Below are 20,196 nucleotides of genomic sequence, written 5' to 3' on the forward strand. Positions count from 1 at the left end.
TTACTTGCCAAAATAGGGAACAAATTAATGTCCCCTAATTTGTTGCAACTATTTTTTAATTTGACTCATTACTTCTTCAGCGAAATTATCTTCGCGTTTTTCCATTCCTTCGCCTACTTCATAACGAACAAATGTTTTTACAGAAGCACCTTTATCTGCTACATATTTTTTCACTTTTTGGTCTGGATCTTTAACAAAGCTTTGCTCTAGTAATACTATTTCTTCAAAGAATTTGCCTAGACGGCCTTCTACCATCTTTTCAACAATTTTCTCTGGCTTACCCTCATTTAATGCTTGTGTTTTCAATAATTCACGTTCACGGTTTACTTCTTCTTCAGCTACTTCATCACGAGATACGTAACGAGGATTAACTGCCGCCACGTGCATAGAAATATCTTTTCCTACTTCTTCATCTGTAGTACCTTCAAGTAATGAAAGAACTCCGATACGACCACCCATGTGTAGGTAAGCTCCAAATGCATCATTATCAGTTTTCTCAATCACTTCAAAACGACGAAGGGAGATTTTTTCACCAATTTTTGCAATAACATTTGTAATTACCGAATCAATTGTGTCTCCGTCTCCGTGAAGTTTTTGTTGAAGAGCTTCTTCAACAGAAGCAGGTTGCTGATTAACAAGATGCTTTCCAAGATCACTTAATAATTGTTTGAACTGATCATTTTTTGTAACGAAATCAGTTTCACAGTTTACTTCAATAATAGCAGCTTTATTACCATCAACCTCAATATGAGTTAATCCTTCTGCTGCAACACGGTCTGCTTTTTTCGCAGCTTTTGCCATACCTTTTTCACGTAGAAAATCAATTGCTTGTTCAATATCACCATTTGTTTCTTGAAGTGCTTTCTTACAATCCATCATTCCAGCACCAGTTTTTTCACGTAGTTCTTTTACCATTTGTGCAGTAATAGCCATGTATGGTCCTCCTTATAATCAATCATTTATTTCTTTAAAAAAGGGTGATAAAAGGCTTCTCTCCTCTTATCACCCTCACCTTTTCAACGATTACTCTTGAGTTGAAACTTCTTCAGCTGCTTCTTCTTCAGCTACAGCTTCGTTTGCTTCTTCTTCAACTACTTCAGTTTCTTCCCCTTGTTTTACTTCTAAAATAGCGTCTGCCATTTTGGAAGTCAAAAGCTTCACGGCGCGAATAGCGTCGTCATTAGCTGGGATAACGTAGTCAATTTCATCTGGATCACAGTTTGTATCTACAATTCCGATGATTGGAATGTTCAATTTATGAGCTTCAGCAATTGCAATACGCTCTTTACGAGGATCGATTACAAATAATGCATCTGGAAGCTTAGTCATTTCTTTAATTCCACCAAGGAATTTCACTAAACGTTCTTTTTCTTTTAATAAGTTTACAACTTCTTTTTTAGGTAGTACTTCGAATGTACCGTCTTCTTCCATTTTTTCAATGGATTTCAAGCGGTTAATACGTTTGCGGATCGTTTGGAAGTTCGTTAATGTTCCGCCTAACCAACGTTGGTTTACAAAGTACATCCCTGAACGGATTGCTTCATCACGAACAGAATCCTGTGCTTGTTTTTTTGTACCTACGAAAAGAATTGTACCGCCGTTTGATGCGATTTCTTTTACATAGTTATATGCTTCATCCACTTTTTTAACTGTCTTTTGTAAGTCGATGATGTAAATGCCGTTACGCTCCGTGAAGATATATTTCTTCATTTTCGGGTTCCAACGACGAGTTTGGTGTCCAAAATGTACACCAGCTTCTAGCAATTGTTTCATTGAAATTGCTGCCATGTTACATTCCTCCTAATGGTTTTTTTCCTCCGTATAGATCTTCTTCATAGAAACACTGATTTCATCTCAGCACCAATCCTACAAATCCCCATACGTGTGTTTTTTTGTTCTAATCTTTCATGACTAGACTATTTACACCAAAAGTTACTATATCACAACATGGTTAGTGAAGCAAGTTATTTTAAATATTTTATTGGTGCAACTTTATAATAATCTCAGCTTCTGTTTTACCGCATTCCAATTCACTCGCGATTTCATCAATTGTTTTACCATTATTATAGAGTTGTAATACTCGTGCTTCCAATGATGCTTCTACTGTATCTTCATCATCTACACTAGAGGTGTTCCCTTTTAATTGTTCATTAGAAGGTTCCTCTTGTATATCAACTGTTTTTCTTTCATCCGCTACATAAGCACTTTGCTGCTTTTGGTTATTTTGGTTAAGAGTAGCTTCTGACTGTAACAGTGCTTGAAGATTTTGATTCTCCTGTTTGATTTCTTCTATGTATTGTTTAAGCCTTGATTCCATATTCGATTCAGAAGTAGTTTGTTGCTTTATGATTTGAACTTGTTGTAATAATTTATAAATTGCTAATAAGGCAATCATGTGTAATAAAAAACTAATAATCCATAATAATGAAGACATAATTCACCCCCTCTATACTATCCATTGTAATCAATTTTGTTGCCTAAATACGGATGCTCCGATTCTTGTTCTTGATTATTTTCTTGGTTTTCGTCTTTACTCTCATGTTTGCTCTTGTTGTTTGGATCTACCTTGTATGTATGATCCAATTCATTGACTTTTTTTCTTTTCAGTTCTTGTTGTTTCGCTTGTAACTGTGCTAGTGATTCCTGAAGATGTTGTCCTTGTTTATTCATTTGATCTTGTAACTTTCCTGCATCTTGAACTCGAGGTAACGCTACTTGCATCTCAATTGATTTCCAACTCATACAAGCATCTCCTTTAGCCTATTCAAATAACGGAATAATTTCAATTTCATTCTTTGATACTTGTATTTTAACAAAATGGTGGGCACTTTTAATAATTCTTTTATATTTCCCAAAAGAAATAATGACATTTGGATGAATGAAATTTCGGACGATTAACGATGCTCTATTTTCAGAACCTATCGTTGCTTGAATGATGTGTAAGGATTGATCAATTATTTGCATTTCTTCTTCTGTTTGTTTTAATAGATTCCGTTGACGTAGAATTGATACTCGTAATTTCGGATCATTTTTCATACTTGCATTACTTAAACGATTACCAACTTTTTTTATTTTTTTAATCTCTTCTTCTAATGTCTTTTTTCTTTGCATTAATTGTTTTTCTTTTTCATATTCTTTCTTATTAATCCCAAATGCAATCTCTGTTGTAATCCCTAGCCGATTCCCGATATCTTTCGCTTCCATTGTTTTCCCAGCAGATACAGTTCCGCCAATGATATTACCTTGTTTACAGAACACATGCCCAATTACGGTGCAATCACTATGAAGAATCGATTTTTCTACATATAAATCATTCCCAGCCTGTATATGAGAATGATTACAATAACCAAGGATAATATCATTTCCAGACTGAATACTTCCGATATTTTTTCCGGCTATACCTTCCATAATATAGACAGATCCACCAGCTAAGATTTTTGCGCCTTCCACCATTCCTTTTATACGTATATCACCTTCCGCCTTAATTTCAAAGCCAGGTGGTACATCACCTTGTATTTCAATATTACCAATAAAATCCAAATTTCCCGTTTTCATAGATATAGATTCATTCACCTTGAATACAGGTAGTACTTGAATTTGTTGATTACTAATACTAATTTGTCCATCACTAGCTGCATAAAAAGAATGGACGTCTTCTTTCCAAACCACATTTTTTCCAGCTCGAATAATCTTTGGTTTTCCATCTTTTGCTTTTATTACTCTTCCTGTGACATCCATTCCATCTACACCTGGTTTAGGTGAGATTAATTTGGCGAGCATTTGCCCCCTTGTGACATTAGGGATTCGCATAACTTCTCGATAATCCCAATGATCTTCTCTATTAATAGAAGTGTCTAAATTTGCAAGAATTTCTAGTCGCCCATTTGCTCCATTTATTGGTTTCATACCTTCTGCAATCAAAATGGGTTCAATAACATTCAAATCGATGCTAGTTAGTTTATTTTCCTTAATACCATAAACTATTCCGTGCTCATGAAGTTGACTTTCAATTAATTGATGAAATAATGCTATATCTTCTTCTGATAATGCCTCTTTTTCTATTTCTATATAGGCAGCCATTTTGTCTTTACTCGTATAGATTCTCCACGGGTTATCTAATTTCATCCCTTTTACCCCTTTACGGCGTTTGTTCAAACAATTACATTGCTTGAACTTTTTCTAACGTTTTTTTCAACTTAAAGATAGATCGTTTATGAATTTGTGAGATTCTTGACGTAGTTAATCCAACGACTTGGCCAATTTCAGTAAATGTAAGCTCTTCATTGTAAAACAAACTAACAACCAGTTGTTCTTTTTCGTTTAATAGTTTAATTCCTTCAATAAGCTCCTCCTTTAACTCTTCATTGACAATATGGTTTTCTGGTAATATAGCTCTTTCATCAGATATCGAATATCCAATTCCTTCTTTTAATAGATCGGAGTTACCTTTTGGTTTTTCTTCAATGGATAAAATATTACTAAATAACGCATCTTTCATCGTAGTTTCTACTTCTTCGATGGTCATTCCTGTAAGTTTAGCAATTTCTGAGGAATTTGCTTCTTTTTGATAGCTTTGTTCATATTCTTCCATTGCTTGTTCAACTCTTTTAGTTTTTTCCCGTATAGATCGAGGTAACCAATCTTCTTTTCTTAAACCATCCATAATCGAACCTTTTATCCGAAAAGAAGCATACGTATCAAATTTCAAATCTCTGGAAGGATCAAATTTCTTAAGAGCATCATAAAGACCAAGAATGCCAAAACTTCTTATGTCATCTTTTACTACGTTATTTGGAAGGTGACTTGCAATACGTTCAGTATGATAGTTAACAAGATACATATAATTATTAATTAGCTGATTAGCTGCATCCCCATCCTGATCATTTTTCCATTTGTCCCATAACTTTTTTTCCAGAGGAGAATTTGTCATAATCACTTTGGAGCTCCCCTTTCTATTCTTAATTTCTGGATTTAAATCATAAACGCTTCTTGATTTATTTTTCGAACAGCAAGTAGTTTTGATCGTGGATCAAACTCAATTGTTCTACCTACATTACCACCAACATCTTTGCTTACAATTGGTACACCAAGTTCAGTTAATACCTGCTCTACGGACTCTACATTTCTCGGTCCAATCCTCATCATGTCAGCACCAGTTCGTAATTGAAACATCTGAGCTCCCCCAGCTAATTTGGCTTTTAAAGCAGATTTTTTTGCACCTCGTTTCACAAGTTCATGGTATAGATACGGAATAGCAGTATCTGCATATTTATAAGGGTTAGTTTGTGTTTGCTTGCATTGTTGAGAATTCGGTAATAACACGTGCGATAATCCCGCAATCTCTTTTTTTTCATCATATATAACTGTTCCAACACAAGACCCTAATCCAGATGTACGAATCAGTTGAGGAAATTGGATGATTTTTAAATCAGCGATACCTACTTTTACAATTGTTGTTTCTATACTAGCCATTGTATTCAATCCCTAACTTTGCAAAAAGATGGTGGAAAGAGTCTGGATCTGGAATAAATAGAAAATTGCCACTAATCTTTTCACATTGCTTATCATCTTGATGCATTTCTGTATCGATAATAATTACATAATCACTTGTATGTGATATTTCAATTAATCCTACAGTTAAAATTGCTCCAGCCATATCGATTCCTAAATAAGGGACAGAAGGTTGCATATTCATGGTAGTAAAATCGGACAACGCTGATAAATAAGTCCCCGTCAAAATATTGCCAATCTCACTTAATGCAGATATTGCAATTTCTTGATTTTCCGTATTATCAAACAACGAGTAGTTAGGATTATTTGTCAATTTACGTACAAGATATTCTGCTTCTTCAATTTGTAATACTACATACACTGTGCCAGGAATATCGCCATTTATACGAAACATTAACCCAACTATCGTCTGTTCTGGACCGCCAATCAAATCCATGACTTCATCAAAACCAACTACGCTTACCTGAGGAACTTTCATATCAATTTTTTGATTAAGTAACTGAGATAACGCAGTCGCAGCATTACCAGCACCGATATTACCAATTTCTCTTAACACATCACGTTGGTCTTCATTTAATCGCTTTCTACTCATTCATCTTCATCCAACCAAGTAGAATCTTCTGAGTTCAGTGATAAGATTTGATGCATATCCAGTAAAATTAATAATCGATCCTCTATTTTGGCTACTCCACTTATGTACTCTGGTTTCACAGAATCAATAACTTCAGGAGCATCTTCTATAATATTTTCCGGTATATCAATTACATCATTTGCTTCATCAACAATTAATCCTACTTCTTGATCTTCGACTCTTGAAATGATAATTCGCTTATTCTCATTAATATCTGTTTTCGTTCTTTCTAACCTTAGACGTAAATCAATAACAGGAATAACCACTCCCCGAAGATTGATGACTCCTTTTACATAATCTTCCTTATGAGGTATGCGAGTAATAGGCATCATACTCTCTATAGAGCCAATCCATTCAACAGGAAGTGCGTATTCCTCACCATCTAAGTCAAAAACAATCATTTTTATGCTCTTTATTGTTCCTTGTTCCATTTTGTATACCCCCTATAATTTATCTTAATTGTTTTACAATTAAACTAGGTATTTCATGTAATGATAATTCATAATCTATTAATCCAGCATTCACGGCAGCTTTTGGCATACCATAAACAATCGCGGTCTCTATAGATTCAGCCAATGATATAGTGGATGTATCATGCAATCTCAACTGCTGTAAGCCATCTGTTCCATCATTGCCCATTCCTGTTAAAATACAGGTAATCTTGTTGTAGTTTTTAATATGTTGAAGCGAACTGAAAAGAATATTTACAGACGGTCGATGTCCTTTTAACGGTGGAGATTTATCTAATGATACAGCTAAGGACATGCCTACACTCTCCACTTTCATATGAAATCCTCCTGGTGCAATATAAGCAATTCCCGTTTGTAATATTTCTCCGTGAACAGCTTCTTTAACAGAAATTGCACAAATGGAATCTAATCGGTCAGCTAATGATTTTGTAAACCCAGGTGGCATGTGCTGTACAATGACAATCGGAGCTTGTATATCTTTAGGCAATTCCGTTAATACCTTTTGTAATGCTTTTGGTCCACCTGTAGAAGTACCTATAGAAATAATGCTTCTGCGATGCCTCTCTTCTCTATCTTTTTTAGCTATGATCATCGATGATTGTACTTTTTCCTCCAAGGTATTTTGGGTAGGTTTTACCTTTACCGTAGAAGCCAAAATAACCTTTTTACGAATTTCTTCTTCCACATCTCGAATATCTAATGAAATAGAACCTGAAGGCTTCATGATAAAATCTACTGCGCCACTCGAAATAGCTTGAATTGTTTTATCTGCTCCTACTTTTGTGACACTGGATAACATCACTACAGGAATGGGATGTTCATCCATAATTCGCTGTAATGCCTGCATGCCATTCATTTTAGGCATATGTACATCTAGAGTTACCACATCTGGAGATAACTGTTTGACTTTGTTTAGTCCATCTTCTCCATTACGGGCAACAGCTACTACTTCAATTCTTGGATCGCTATCTAAAATATCGGAAATTACTCTCCTCATAAATGCCGAGTCATCAATCACTATTGCCCGAACTTTTTTCATTAAATCACCCTTCCATCCAGTTCTTTAAACGACCTAAAAAACTTGTATTTATGGAATCACCTATTCCTTTTTCTCGTAGGTACACATCTGCTAATTGTTTTATAGCTTTTGAGGCTTTAGCTTTTGGGTAAATCTCTGAATATGGCTGTTGCGCTGTTACCCCTTTTACAACGAATGAATCATCCGGTATAACACCGAGGGAATTCACTTCGACAGATAAAAATTGTTGGATAACTTTCTGGAATTTTTTTAATGAAGCTAACCCATCGCCTTTTTTATTCCATCTATTTAACACTGCATAAATAGGGATATGGTTATTTCTAGATACGATATGCTTCACCATTCCATATGCATCTGTAATGGATGTTGGTTCTGGTGTTGTGATAACAATACATTCATCCGCTGACAGTGTGAAAAACAAAGACTCTTCACTAGCTCCTGCTCCCATATCAAAAAATATATAATCATACTGATGAACAAGCGTTTCAAAAATTTTATAAAATCTATTTCGTTGAAGATCGTTTAATTTGAATAACTGGTTTAAGCTGGATCCACCAGCAATATAATGTAAACCATTTGTTTCCTTTTCTATTATCTCATTAAGAGATGTATCGTTTTTGAGTAAATCAACAATTGAATAAGTAGAACGATTTCCTATTAAAATATCAATGTTTCCCATCCCAATATCTAAATCTAAGATTAATATTTTTTTATTTCGTTTTATAAGTTGTAGAGAAAAATTAACTACGAAATTTGACTTCCCTACACCACCCTTGCCGCTTACAACAGCTACTGTTTTTGCTTGATGAAAGGAGTGACTTAGCCTTTTTCGTAATCCTTCTGCTTGGTCAATATTCATTGTTATCACTCATTATTAGGTTTGTCATCTCTTCGACAGTTGGTTGTATTACATCTTCTGGAACATCTTGTCCATTTGTCATATAACCAATTCTTATTTTATTGTTCCAACATAGATTTAATATGTTACCGTATTGTTCCGTTTCATCCAGTTTTGTAAAGACCACACCACGAATACCAAGTAATTGAAATCGCTTATAAATATCCAACATATCTTTAGGCTTAGAAGTCATCGATAACACTAAATAATTTGTCACTTGGAGAGAACTTGGCCATTCTTTGATTTCTTCCATATACTGATCATCTCGATAATTTCTACCTGCAGTATCAACTAAAATCACATCGAAAGAGGAGAATTTTTCAACTGCATTTCGATAATCTTCCGTACTGTATGCCACCTCAACAGGGATGTGTAATATCTTCGCATATGTTTTCAATTGATCTACTGCAGCAATACGATAGGTGTCTAAAGTAATAAATGCAACTTTCTTTTTTTCCTCCAAATATAGCTTCGCTGCAATTTTTGCGATTGTTGTTGTTTTACCAACTCCTGTTGGTCCAACAAATTGAACAATTCGTTGATCATAAGTAAATCCGATATCAACTTGATTTAATCTTTTAGATATTAATTGTTTAACTTTGATTAAAATCGACTCCAGATCGCTATACCCTTGATTCGTTTCATCATCTTTTACTGCTTTAATTAATTGTTCAGCAATCGTTGGTGATAATTCTTGAGCTAATAAGTGCTCGTACGCTAATTGATACACAGGTGTGAATTCATGCTTACTTTGTCGTCCTTGTACTTCAATTAAACGCTGTAAATTTACAATTTCATCACGAAGTGGGTTTTCTTCTTTCACTTTTCTATTCTGAATATGTTGAGTTTGTTTTGTATTCTGTTGCTCACTAGGGATTGGTTTACTAATAAGTGGTTCTGGATCTACACCAGCGACCACTTCAATGAATGTCTTTTTAAACATTCCTAGAAAACCACCCTTTTTTACTTCTTTTGATTGCAAAATTACTGCATCTGTTCCAAAATCTTTCCTGACTTCTTTCATCACTTCTGGCATTGTTGGAGCTGTATATTTTTTTATCTTCATGCAATATTCACCACCCCTACACTTTGAACTTCAACAGTTGGTTCAAGTTCATTGTATGAAAGCACAACGACTTGAGGTAAGAATCGATCGAGTAACTGTTTTAAGTACATTCTTATAGCAGGAGAGCATATAAGAATGGTTGTTTCCTCTTGTAATGATAACTTTTCTGCTTCTGCATGAATTGTTTTGACAATTTCTTGCTGTGTTTCTGGATCTAGAGATAAATAATTTCCATGTTCTGTTTGTTGAATGTTATCTGCAATGGTTTTTTCTACTTTTCCTGATACGGTTATAACTTTCATTTGATTATTTTCTTGTGCGTAATTTTTGGTAATCTGAGCAGACAATGATTGTCTTACATATTCACCTAGTAATTCTGTATCATTAGTCATTTTAGAAAAATCAGCTAATGTTTCAAATATGATCGGTAAATTACGAATAGAGACACTTTCACGTAATAGTTTCGCAAGTACTTTTTGTATATCACCTGTAGATAATGGTTCTGGTGTTACTTCTTCTACTAAAATTGGATTGCTTTCTTTCAAATGATCAATTAATTGTTTTGTTTCTTCTCTACCCAGTAATTGATGTGCATGACGTTTAATTACTTCTGTTATATGTGTGGATACTACAGATGGTGGGTCAACTACCGTGAAGCCGGATAATTCTGCTTCATCCTTTACATCCTCATTGATCCACTTTGCCGGTAACCCAAAAGCTGGTTCCTTCGTATCAATCCCCTCTATTTCTTCTTCTCCGAAGTCTGGAGTCATTGCAAGATAGTGGTCTAACATTAGCTCCCCGTTAGCGACTTCATTTCCTTTAATTTTTAAGCGATATTCATTTGGGTTTAATTGAATATTATCTCTAATTCTCACTACAGGTATAACTAATCCCAACTCAATCGCTAATTGACGACGTATCATTATCACGCGATCAAGTAAATCTCCCCCCTGCGCTGTGTCAGCTAACGGAATTAATCCATAGCCAAATTCAAACTCGATAGGGTCCATATTTAATAAATTGACTACATTTTCTGGTTGTTTTAATGCAGTTGATTCCGTTTCTTCCTCTTCTTCCACAGTTGGTTCTTCCTCTTTCGTTGCTCGATTTTGCATCCAATACCCACCTAGTATTAAAATCGCCGCCAAACTAGTGGTTAAGAAGAAATTGATTGGTGTTAGACCTAACAAGAAGATCGTTCCACCTGCAATATAAAGTAATTTCGGAAACTGTAATAATTGGTCCATAACATCTGCACTTAAATTATTGCTACCCGCAGAACGTGTAACTACAATACCAGTTGCAGTTGAAATTAAGAGTGCCGGAATTTGACTTACTAAGCCATCTCCAACCGTTAATCTCATAAATGTATTTACTGCTTCATCCATGGACATCCCCATTTGTACCATTCCAATAATCAATCCAAATAATATATTGATGATGACAATAATAATCCCAGCAATCGCGTCCCCTTTTACAAATTTACTAGCACCATCCATTGATCCATGAAAATCTGCTTCTCTTTCAATCTTTTCACGACGCTCTTTTGCTTGGGATTCGGAAATAAGTCCTGCATTCAAGTCTGCATCTACACTCATTTGCTTTCCTGGCATAGCATCGAGAGAAAATCTTGCAGCCACTTCAGAAACTCGTTCAGAACCTTTCGTAATAACTAAGAAATTAATAATTACTAATATAATAAATACAACAAAACCAACAAATGGATTGTCTCCAATAACAAACGTACCAAAAGTATCAACGACTCCACCGGCTTCTGCTTCAGAAAGTATCGATCGTGTTGTAGATACATTTAACGCCAGTCGAAATAGCGTTAATAGTAAGATTAATGTTGGAAATACACCAAATTGCAACGGCTCTGTGGTATTCATTGCAACTAAAATAACTATTAGCGCTAAGATAATATTTATTAATATGAAAAAGCTTAGTAGTGCTCCTGGCAGCGGAATCACTAACATAATAATTACTAATATAACTCCCAGAAGTACTGATATATCTCGCGCCTTCATAACTACTCTCTCCTAACTTGTTATGCTTTTTTCTCCATCCGGTAGACATAAGCTAATACTTCTGCTACAGCTTGGAAGTATGCTTCAGGGATTAATTCACCAATTTCTACTGCATCATGTAATCCCCTCGCTAATGGCCGATTTTCTACCATCATTACATCATGATTTTTAGCAATCTCTTTTATCTTTTGGGCAATTTGATCTGTTCCTTTTGCGAGAATATAAGGTGCGTTTGCTTTCGCTTCATCATATTTAATTGCGATTGCATAATGGGTTGGGTTGGTTATTATGACATCTGCATTTGGCACTTCACTCATCATTCTTCTCGTTGCGATTTGGCGTTGCTTCTCTTTAATCTTTGATTTGATTAACGGATCTCCTTCAACATTTTTATATTCATCTTTTATGTCTTGTTTAGACATCCGGATATTTTTTTCAAAATCAAATTTCTGATACCAATAATCAAATAACGCAAGAAAAATGAGTAAAATAATTGCCGCAAATCCCATAATCGCTGTGACAGAGGCGAAAAAACCTAGTGCACCTTCCGCATTAAGAAATGCTGTCATCAACATGTCATCTTTAAAAATCCAAATCACAGAAAATGTCACCAATCCAACTAACACAATTTTTAACATAGACTTCAGAAATTCAACTAACGCTCGAATAGAAAAAATTCGCTTTGCACCTTTAATTGGATCAATTTTCTTTAAATCAAACTTAAGTGGCTCTGTACTAAATAAAAACCTGACTTGTACTAAGTTTGCTGCCACTCCCGTGATGATCGCAATAATCATTATTGGGGCCAACATCATCCCTGCATCTAAGGAAGCACTGTTAAACATTAATTGAACGTTCTTTTCTGTAATATCCCAATGGATGTACTCAGTGAATGATTTTTCAAAAAAACCAGTCATGTATTGAAGCATGTAGCTTCCAAATACGAATAAACCAATAAAACATCCCAAGAGCAATAATGCCGTGTTTACGTCTTGACTTTTAGCTACTCGCCCTTTTTTTCGTTCATCTAGTCGCTTTTTTGGAGTTGCTTTCTCTGTTTTTTCACCTGCAAAAAATTGCAAATCTAATTTTAGAAGCAAATCATACACCTCCAAATAATGACATTAAACCATTCATTACTCTATACATTGTTTCGAATAGACGTTGTGCTAGATTCATATAAAGTGCGAGAAATACTAATATAGCAGCAAAACTAACAAGAATTTTTAAAGGTAATCCAACAACAAATACATTCATTTGCGGTACGGTTCTGGCAATGATTCCAAGAGCAACATCTACTAAAAATAAACACCCCACGATCGGGATTGCAATTTGGAATGCAATTAAAAACATCGTATTAAAAGTCGTAATCACAAATTGAACAATCGACTCTTCTCCAAAAGGTAGAAATTGATTTAAAGGTATGTATGAATAACTATTAAAAATTCCATCTAAAATAATATGATGTCCATTAACGGATAATAAAAATAATAATGAAATAATATACAGATACTGACCAGTTAACGGGCTTTGTGCTCCAGTTTGGGGATCAACCACATTCGCAATGGCGAATCCCATTTGAAAATCTATAAATCCTCCGGCAACTTGTATAGCAGCAACAATAATATAAGCAATGAGGCCAATACATATTCCGACGAGAATTTCTTTTACAACTAAAAATAAATATAAGTTATTCACTGCTACTCCTGCAGTATCAACCGTAGATATCATAATAATTGCTAGGAAAAAACTAATTCCTATTTTAAATTGTACGGGAACTGACCGATAAGAAAATAAAGGCATAATTACAAAAAATGCTAAGACTCGTACAAATATTAATAAAAATGCAGGTAATGTATTCAAATCTATATACTCTAACATGTTCTAACCTACAAATTGATTTAAATTTTGATATAGATTTGATGTGAATTCTACAATTGTTGTTAACATCCAGGGACCAAAAAATACTAAGCCGACTAACACTGCAATTATCTTTGGAATAAATGCCAATGTTTGTTCCTGAATTTGTGTCGTTGCTTGAAATATACTTACGAGTAACCCAACTCCTAAAGCAAGTAACAATAATGGAACGGTAATTAATAAGATAGTAACGACGCCTTGCTCAGCCAACGTTAAAACTAATTCACTACTCATGACACATGCTCCTTTCTAAAAACCACCTAATAATGATTGCGTGATAAGATACCAACCATCCACTAGTACAAATAATAATATTTTGAACGGCAGGGAAATCATCACAGGCGGAAGCATCATCATACCCATGGACATTAAAATACTTGCTACAGCCATATCAATAATTAAAAAGGGGATGAATATCAAAAATCCCATTTGGAAAGCTGTTTTCAACTCACTGATTGCAAATGCTGGAACAAGTGTAGTGAGTGGTATATCTTCTAAAGTTTCAGGAGGATCAGCTTGGGTATAATTCAAAAACAACTCCAAATCTTTTTGTCTTGTATGTTTAGCCATAAACTCTTTTAATGGAATACTAGCATTCTCATATGCTTCATCCAAGGTTATTTCCTCGTCAAATAGTGGCGCTAGTCCTTCTTCATAGACCTCTGTGAAAGTAGGAGCCATAATAAAAAAGGTCATAAACAATGCAATCCCGATTAATACTTGATTAGGAGGCATTTGTTGTGTTGCTAGAGATGTCCTCACAAATGAAAGAACAATAATGATTCTAGTAAAACTTGTCATTAAAATTAAAATTCCTGGTGCCAATGAAAAAATCGTTAGTAGTAATAATAATTTTACAGAAGTCGATATATTGGTTGGATCAGAACTGGAAAAAATATCAATAAATTCATTCATGAGAATCTTCCTTATACTTGTGAATCATTTTACTTCGATTAGATTTAAGGCTATTCAGTTCTTTTTCAAAAAGTTTTTCGAACGATTGGTCTGAATCACCTTTTGCGGTGTTTTTCTTTTTTTTGTTTGTCAACATAGATATGAAGTTGGCTGCAAGGAAATCTTCTGATTGTTGTTCATCATTTAGAATCTGTTGAATAGTGTCTTCATCTGTTATTTCTTGAAGCAATTCCACATTGTCACCTACTCCAACCATGTAAACCTGATTTCCAATTCGTACTAATTGAATCGACTTATTTTGTCCAACGGATATTCCTCCAACATTTTCTAAAGACTTGATGTTACTACCTAACTTATTTCGTTTCCCAAGTAGTTTTAATACGATATAAATTAGTCCGATTACAAGTAATAATGCAAAAATCATTTTAATAATTTCAAACACCAATGATGAAGAACTGGAATTATCTCCATTTATGACCATACCGTTATCATCATTTATCACTTCAGTTTCTTCTTCGGAATTTATTTCTTCATCTGTACATTCTTCGTCATTATTAATGCAATCAGACACATTTGGGGATGCCCCCACAGGAAGGGGGAGTATACATAAAATAAAAAGTATCCCTGCTCCCCATGTTAGTAAGATTCTATTGAAGTTCACTATACTCAACTCACTTTTAAGATAACGCTTTTTGAATAGCTTCAATTACACGATCTGCTTGGAATGGTTTTACAATAAAATCTTTCGCCCCTGCTTGGATGGCATCAATCACCATCGCTTGTTGACCCATCGCCGAACACATAATTATCTTTGCTTCTGAATCAAATTGCTTAATTTCTTTTAACGCACTGATACCATCTTTTTCTGGCATTGTAATATCCATCGTTACTAAATCAGGTTTATGTTCTTTAAATTTTTCAATCGCTTCGTTTCCATCTTGCGCCTCATCCACTACTTCAAAATCATTTTTTGTCAAAATATCTTTAATCATCATTCGCATGAAAGCTGCGTCATCCACAATTAATATTCGTTGTCCCATTCTTAATCTCCCTTTCAATCATTTATTTTTTTAGGTTTTTAATTCGATCGGATTGGCTAATAATATCCGTTACCCTTACACCGAAATTCTCTTCGATAACAACTACTTCACCTTCAGCAACTAGTTTCTCATTTACTAGTATATCAACTGGTTCACCTGCTAGTTTGTCTAATTCAATAATCGACCCCGCTGATAGATCAAGAATATCACTTATCGATTGTTTCGTTCTTCCCAGTTCGACTGTAACTTTTAATGGAACATCCAATAGCATGTCCAAGTTTCTGTGTTCTTGTTTTGACAATGGATGATTATTAAAATTAGAGAATGCCGCTTCTTGTACAGTTGGGTTACTGGAAACAGACGCATTACCTAAATAATTTGTCTCCCTCTGTACTTCTTCTTTAGCTGGCTGTTGGTTATAAGATGGGGTTATATCTTCATTCCCCATTCTATTATCCACTTCAGGTTGCGGAACCTCTGAAGCCGTTTTTTCAAGCTCTAGTACGGCAGCTTCTTCTGTAGGAGCATGTAATAATTGATCCACAAGTTGTCTTGCAAAACTTAATGGAATTAATTGCATCATATTGGAATCTATCAAATCTCCTACCATTAATCTGAAAAACACCTTTACGTAAACATCTTCATCAAATACGACTGTATCAGCATTGTCTTCAATCCCATTTATAATTTCAGGAGGTGATATATCTACCTTCATATCAAATACAGTAGACATACTAGTTGCAGCTGCCCCCATCATTTGATTCATCGATTCTTGGACAGCACTTAAATGAATATCATTCAATGTTTCATCTGGAGTAGTTCCATCTCCGCCTAACATAATATCAGCAATGATTGCTGCATCATGCGCTTTTATCACAAATACATTTTTACCAGAAAATCCATCTATGTAATTAACTTGTACACTGACAGGTTCAAACGTAACTTCGCTATCGATATCAGCTTTTTCAATTACTTCAACACTTGGTGTCGTAATTTCTACTTTTTGATTTAATAATGTGGATAATGTTGTTGCGGAACTACCAAATGAGATATTTCCAATCTCTCCTAAAGCATCAATTTCGATGCTAGATAAATAGGCTTGTGATGTTTCTTCATTCGATGGTTTATCAGAATCATCCTCAGATACTTTTAGTAGTGCATCTATTTCATCTTGAGAAAGCATTCCATCATTCATCATCTTCATTCACCCCTTTAATTTCTTCTAAAATTTGAACAGACATCTTATTTTTGAATTTACCTGGTTGTGCAAAAAACTTCGGTTGATCATATATTGATAACAGTAATGGCGCATCAATTGGTTGATCAAGCGAAATGATGTCCCCTTGATGAAAGTGGAGAAAATCATGAATTGATATTGTTGTTTGCCCAAGAACAGCCTTTAATTCAACCTCTGTCCTCTTCAAATTTTGCTGCATTTTGCCATAAGCTTGTTCATCTTTATTCGATTTTGATTGCATCCAGTAATGCACGGACAGTTTTGGAATAATTGGTTCTAAAATTACATGTGGAATGCAAATATTAATCATTCCTGTTGCTTCTCCAATAATTGTTGTCAGAGATACGACAACTACTGTCTCGTTAGGAGCAATTTTTTGCATAAACTGTGGATTTTCTTCAAATTCTTCTAGTGCAGGTTCAATATCCACAACGGAACTCCACGCATCTCTTAATGCGTCTTCTGCTTTTTCAAACATTTGCATAAGCAATGTTTTCTCTATTTCTGTTAAATTTCCATCTTTTGTAATCGTGCTGCCCTTCCCGCCGAGTAAACGGTCAAGTAATGCATAAGCAATATTAGGATTAATTTCCATTATCAAATTACCATCCAAAGGTTCCATACTATATAAATTAAGGATCGTTTTCTTCGGAATAGAGCGAATAAATTCTTCATATGGTACTTGATCAACAGATGTAACAGAAATATTAACAAAGCTACGTAATTGTGTAGCAAAAAAAGTTGTTAGCATTCTAGCATAATTTTCATGTATCCGAGAGATACTTCGAATTTGATCTTTCGAAAAACGAAGTGCACGTTTAAAATCATAAACGCGGACTTTTTTCTCTTCCTCTTCTTTTTTTAACTCATCCGCATCCATCTCACCTGAAGAAATGGCGGATAATAAAGCATCAATTTCATTTTGTGATAAAACTTCATCCATGTAGTACGTTCACCTCCTAGCAGGAGCTAGCTTCTATTGAAGGATCTTACTTATCGTATAGACTTCAGTAACGTTGCCTTCGGTCATTAAATTATTTAATTCTTTTTTTAGAGCTTCTTCAATATCTCCTAAACCAGCTTGAAAATCTTCTTTATTCTTTTTTGCTAATTCCTTTATTAAGATGTTTTTCAATTGAAAATCTCGTTTCTCTAATTCTTTTTTAGCGTCACCACTGTCTGTAATAATTTGAAATTGGACACGAACAAAGGCTCCATCCTCTAAATCTGTCGTAACTTCAGGCGATTCGAATGAATATTCCACCATGTCATCAATGGATTGTTCTCCACTCACTTTTTCCGGTGTACTAATATTTATAACTATTACTAATGCTGTAATCGCACCTGCTAGTAGAATTACTAAAGAAGTAATCATCGTTTTCATAAGTTTACTCATCTGTTTCACCTACCTTAGAAGATAATTGTTGCAACCCAATCGTTTGATAATAACTTGTAACTTGATGAAGTACGTCATTTGCATTGTCCTTTACAACAATTTTCTTTCCATTTATTAATGATATTGTTGTATCTGGTAACGATTGTATTTGTTCGATATAGACAGCATTTAAAACGAACTTTTCATTATTTAATCTCGTTAAATGAATCATTTGTTTGGCGGGAATAACGAAGCTATGTCGCTACTCCCTACCTCCCTTTTATCGTTTTAGGTTTACAAGTTCTTGTAAAATTTCATCCGAAGTAGTAATGATACGAGTATTCGCTTGGAATGAACGTTGTGCTGTAATCATTTCTGTGAATTCTTCAGACAGATCCACATTTGACATTTCTAATGAACCACTGACAACGGAAGCACCAAGATTATCAGATTCCGGTGCGTATAGTTGTTCTGCTAGCCCTGCATTCGGTGAATCTAAATATAAATTATTTCCTGCTTTTTGTAATCCAGATGGATTCGAGAATGAAGCTAAAGCTACTTGACCAGCCACTTGTGTATCTCCATTTGCGTCAATATAGTTGATTGTTCCATTGGACTGTACACTGAAACTTTGTGCGGTCTCTGGGATATTTATTGTTGATTCCTGTGCCGGATCACCAACAAAACCAACTAAATACAATCCTTGAGCATTTACAATGTTTCCATTATCGTCTAAGAAAAAGTTCCCAGCGCGGGAATACGCAGTAGTAACATTATCTAAGTCTATATTGGTTGCTCCTCCATTGGCATTCACGCCTTCTACCAGCACAAACATTCCATCACCTTCAATAGCAAAATCTAATGGATTATTTGTTACTTGTTGGAACCCTTGTGTATGAATATTTGAAATTGCACCTATTGTTGATCCTAAGCCTACTTGTGAGGCATTTACTCCACCTCTATTTGCTGTCGCTCCTTGCGCACCAGAAGTTGTTTGACTCATCATATCTTGGAAGTTTACCATTGCTTTTTTATAACCAGCTGTATTAACGTTAGCGATATTATTACCAATAACATCTAATTTCGTTTGTGAATTTTTCATTCCAGATATACCTGAATACATTGAACGTAACATAATCATTTCCCCTTTATTATTTATTCTGCATCTGTCATTCTGCAGTTTTTTAAGCTTCCCTAAGGGTCCAGCTTAATCTTGAATTAATATTGTTCCATTAATATTCGTAAAGATCTTACTTGCAAATTCATCACGATTCATTGCCGTTACCACTGTATTGTTCTTTGTACTTACAACAAGTGTTGCATCATTTAACACAACAAGAGAATCAGTTACTCCTTTTTCTTTCGCTTCTTGCATCTTTCCTTGGATCAATTCCCATTGTTTATCATCTATTGAGATATTGCGTTCATGCATTCTCTCCGAAGCATGCCTACTTATCTTTAATTGACTTTGTTCATGCAGGACATCTTTAAATGAGACCGTTGATTGTTTTTGAGATTGACTCGTTTTCGTAGGTGGTACAACAAATGGTGGTGTCTGATAAATACGATGATCCATTATTGATCACTTTCCTCTTCATCACCTGAATCTGAATCATCTGAGTTGCCGTCGTTCGACTGCCCGACTTGTATCACTGCATCTGCATAAATACGTTCACCATTTTCCAGTTCAAAAACAGCCCAACCTTCGTGCTGAGTCACTCCAACAACTTTGCTGGTTTCTACGCCTGTTTCTTTTCCTGTTTCTTGATCAAATGTCATATAAGAGACTTCTTCTCCAATCATGTGACTGTATTGAAGGACAGGAGATACGAGTGAATTATTTACTAACATTTCAATGGACTTAGACATATTCATCATTTGTTCCAGGGATGAGAAAGTTGCCATCTGTGACATAAATTGTGAATCGTCCATTGGACTAGTTGGGTCTTGATTTTGCAACTGGACCATCAATAATTTTAAAAATTCTTCTTTTCCTAATTCTTGACTAGGGGTGCGTACTTTCTGTTGGTTGTTTAAATATAACGATGAATCAATTGATGTCAT

At 34.9% G+C, this 20,196-nt stretch carries 26 protein-coding genes; all 26 read right to left on the reverse strand.

Going from position 1 to position 20,196, the window contains the following annotated elements:
- Window positions 1-48: 48 nt before the first annotated feature.
- The gene (gene tsf, locus ABC346_RS14695) at window positions 49-933 is read right to left on the reverse strand and encodes a translation elongation factor Ts (protein ID WP_413235552.1); all 885 of its coding nucleotides are present in this window, start codon (window positions 931-933) and stop codon (window positions 49-51) included.
- 90 nt (window positions 934-1,023) lie between these two features.
- Window positions 1,024-1,788, reverse strand: coding sequence for a 30S ribosomal protein S2 (rpsB, locus tag ABC346_RS14700; RefSeq protein WP_017796699.1), 765 nt, complete (start codon window positions 1,786-1,788; stop codon window positions 1,024-1,026).
- A 190-nt stretch (window positions 1,789-1,978) separates the two neighbouring features.
- Window positions 1,979-2,434, reverse strand: coding sequence for a DUF6115 domain-containing protein (locus ABC346_RS14705; RefSeq protein ID WP_413235553.1), 456 nt, complete (start codon window positions 2,432-2,434; stop codon window positions 1,979-1,981).
- A 17-nt stretch (window positions 2,435-2,451) separates the two neighbouring features.
- Window positions 2,452-2,742, reverse strand: coding sequence for a hypothetical protein (locus tag ABC346_RS14710; RefSeq protein WP_413235554.1), 291 nt, complete (start codon window positions 2,740-2,742; stop codon window positions 2,452-2,454).
- 18 nt (window positions 2,743-2,760) lie between these two features.
- Window positions 2,761-4,125, reverse strand: coding sequence for a flagellar assembly protein A (locus ABC346_RS14715; protein ID WP_413235555.1), 1,365 nt, complete (start codon window positions 4,123-4,125; stop codon window positions 2,761-2,763).
- 34 nt (window positions 4,126-4,159) lie between these two features.
- Window positions 4,160-4,936, reverse strand: a complete 777-nt coding sequence (locus ABC346_RS14720; protein ID WP_413235556.1) for a FliA/WhiG family RNA polymerase sigma factor — start codon at window positions 4,934-4,936, stop codon at window positions 4,160-4,162.
- Between the two features lie 35 nt (window positions 4,937-4,971).
- Window positions 4,972-5,472: a chemotaxis protein CheD gene (locus ABC346_RS14725; RefSeq protein WP_413235557.1), complete on the reverse strand. Its 501-nt coding sequence runs from the start codon at window positions 5,470-5,472 to the stop codon at window positions 4,972-4,974.
- Window positions 5,465-6,103 carry a chemotaxis protein CheC gene (locus ABC346_RS14730; protein ID WP_413235558.1) on the reverse strand — a complete coding sequence of 213 codons (639 nt, stop codon included), beginning with the start codon at window positions 6,101-6,103 and terminating at the stop codon, window positions 5,465-5,467. Before ABC346_RS14730 ends, ABC346_RS14725 begins: the two co-directional genes overlap by 8 nt.
- Entirely contained in the window at window positions 6,100-6,573 is a 474-nt protein-coding gene (locus tag ABC346_RS14735; protein ID WP_413235559.1) for a chemotaxis protein CheW, read from the reverse strand. The genes ABC346_RS14730 and ABC346_RS14735 overlap by 4 nt, the downstream gene beginning before the upstream one ends.
- Before the next feature lie 19 nt (window positions 6,574-6,592).
- Window positions 6,593-7,651, reverse strand: a complete 1,059-nt coding sequence (locus ABC346_RS14740) for a protein-glutamate methylesterase/protein-glutamine glutaminase (RefSeq protein ID WP_413235560.1) — start codon at window positions 7,649-7,651, stop codon at window positions 6,593-6,595.
- Window positions 7,652-7,655: 4 nt separating this feature from the next.
- Window positions 7,656-8,510, reverse strand: coding sequence for a MinD/ParA family protein (locus ABC346_RS14745; protein WP_413235561.1), 855 nt, complete (start codon window positions 8,508-8,510; stop codon window positions 7,656-7,658).
- Window positions 8,500-9,615: a flagellar biosynthesis GTPase FlhF gene (gene flhF / locus ABC346_RS14750; protein ID WP_413235562.1), complete on the reverse strand. Its 1,116-nt coding sequence runs from the start codon at window positions 9,613-9,615 to the stop codon at window positions 8,500-8,502. Before flhF ends, ABC346_RS14745 begins: the two co-directional genes overlap by 11 nt.
- Window positions 9,612-11,645, reverse strand: coding sequence for a flagellar biosynthesis protein FlhA (flhA, locus tag ABC346_RS14755; protein ID WP_413235563.1), 2,034 nt, complete (start codon window positions 11,643-11,645; stop codon window positions 9,612-9,614). Before flhA ends, flhF begins: the two co-directional genes overlap by 4 nt.
- Window positions 11,646-11,665: 20 nt before the next feature.
- Entirely contained in the window at window positions 11,666-12,745 is a 1,080-nt protein-coding gene (gene flhB / locus ABC346_RS14760) for a flagellar biosynthesis protein FlhB (protein WP_413235564.1), read from the reverse strand.
- A gap of 1 nt (window position 12,746) precedes the next feature.
- A complete protein-coding gene (gene fliR, locus ABC346_RS14765; RefSeq protein ID WP_413235565.1) occupies window positions 12,747-13,526 on the reverse strand; it encodes a flagellar biosynthetic protein FliR in 780 nt (259 codons plus the stop codon).
- Between the two features lie 3 nt (window positions 13,527-13,529).
- Window positions 13,530-13,799 carry a flagellar biosynthesis protein FliQ gene (fliQ, locus tag ABC346_RS14770; RefSeq protein WP_017796685.1) on the reverse strand — a complete coding sequence of 90 codons (270 nt, stop codon included), beginning with the start codon at window positions 13,797-13,799 and terminating at the stop codon, window positions 13,530-13,532.
- Window positions 13,800-13,814: 15 nt separating this feature from the next.
- Window positions 13,815-14,480, reverse strand: coding sequence for a flagellar type III secretion system pore protein FliP (gene fliP / locus ABC346_RS14775; RefSeq protein WP_413235566.1), 666 nt, complete (start codon window positions 14,478-14,480; stop codon window positions 13,815-13,817).
- Window positions 14,473-15,051 (reverse strand): flagellar biosynthetic protein FliO, encoded by a 579-nt coding sequence (locus ABC346_RS14780; RefSeq protein ID WP_413235567.1) that lies wholly within the window; start codon window positions 15,049-15,051, stop codon window positions 14,473-14,475. The genes fliP and ABC346_RS14780 overlap by 8 nt, the downstream gene beginning before the upstream one ends.
- Before the next feature lie 106 nt (window positions 15,052-15,157).
- Complete coding sequence (locus ABC346_RS14785; RefSeq protein ID WP_011065969.1) at window positions 15,158-15,520, reverse strand: response regulator; 363 nt, start codon at window positions 15,518-15,520, stop codon at window positions 15,158-15,160.
- Window positions 15,521-15,542: 22 nt separating this feature from the next.
- Window positions 15,543-16,718 carry a flagellar motor switch phosphatase FliY gene (fliY, locus tag ABC346_RS14790; RefSeq protein ID WP_413235568.1) on the reverse strand — a complete coding sequence of 392 codons (1,176 nt, stop codon included), beginning with the start codon at window positions 16,716-16,718 and terminating at the stop codon, window positions 15,543-15,545.
- Window positions 16,708-17,700, reverse strand: coding sequence for a flagellar motor switch protein FliM (fliM, locus tag ABC346_RS14795; protein ID WP_413235569.1), 993 nt, complete (start codon window positions 17,698-17,700; stop codon window positions 16,708-16,710). Before fliM ends, fliY begins: the two co-directional genes overlap by 11 nt.
- A 33-nt stretch (window positions 17,701-17,733) precedes the next feature.
- Window positions 17,734-18,153 carry a flagellar basal body-associated protein FliL gene (gene fliL / locus ABC346_RS14800; RefSeq protein WP_413235570.1) on the reverse strand — a complete coding sequence of 140 codons (420 nt, stop codon included), beginning with the start codon at window positions 18,151-18,153 and terminating at the stop codon, window positions 17,734-17,736.
- Window positions 18,146-18,364 carry a flagellar FlbD family protein gene (locus ABC346_RS14805; protein ID WP_413235571.1) on the reverse strand — a complete coding sequence of 73 codons (219 nt, stop codon included), beginning with the start codon at window positions 18,362-18,364 and terminating at the stop codon, window positions 18,146-18,148. Before ABC346_RS14805 ends, fliL begins: the two co-directional genes overlap by 8 nt.
- Before the next feature lie 48 nt (window positions 18,365-18,412).
- The gene (gene flgG, locus ABC346_RS14810; protein WP_413235572.1) at window positions 18,413-19,267 is read right to left on the reverse strand and encodes a flagellar basal body rod protein FlgG; all 855 of its coding nucleotides are present in this window, start codon (window positions 19,265-19,267) and stop codon (window positions 18,413-18,415) included.
- 72 nt (window positions 19,268-19,339) lie between these two features.
- On the reverse strand, window positions 19,340-19,708 hold the full coding sequence (locus ABC346_RS14815) for a TIGR02530 family flagellar biosynthesis protein (RefSeq protein WP_413235573.1): 369 nt from the start codon (window positions 19,706-19,708) through the stop codon (window positions 19,340-19,342).
- Complete coding sequence (gene flgD / locus ABC346_RS14820; protein ID WP_413235574.1) at window positions 19,708-20,196, reverse strand: flagellar hook assembly protein FlgD; 489 nt, start codon at window positions 20,194-20,196, stop codon at window positions 19,708-19,710. The genes ABC346_RS14815 and flgD overlap by 1 nt, the downstream gene beginning before the upstream one ends.

Source organism: Oceanobacillus phoenicis (assembly GCF_047238145.1).
In the GTDB taxonomy this organism is placed as follows: domain Bacteria; phylum Bacillota; class Bacilli; order Bacillales; family Amphibacillaceae; genus Oceanobacillus.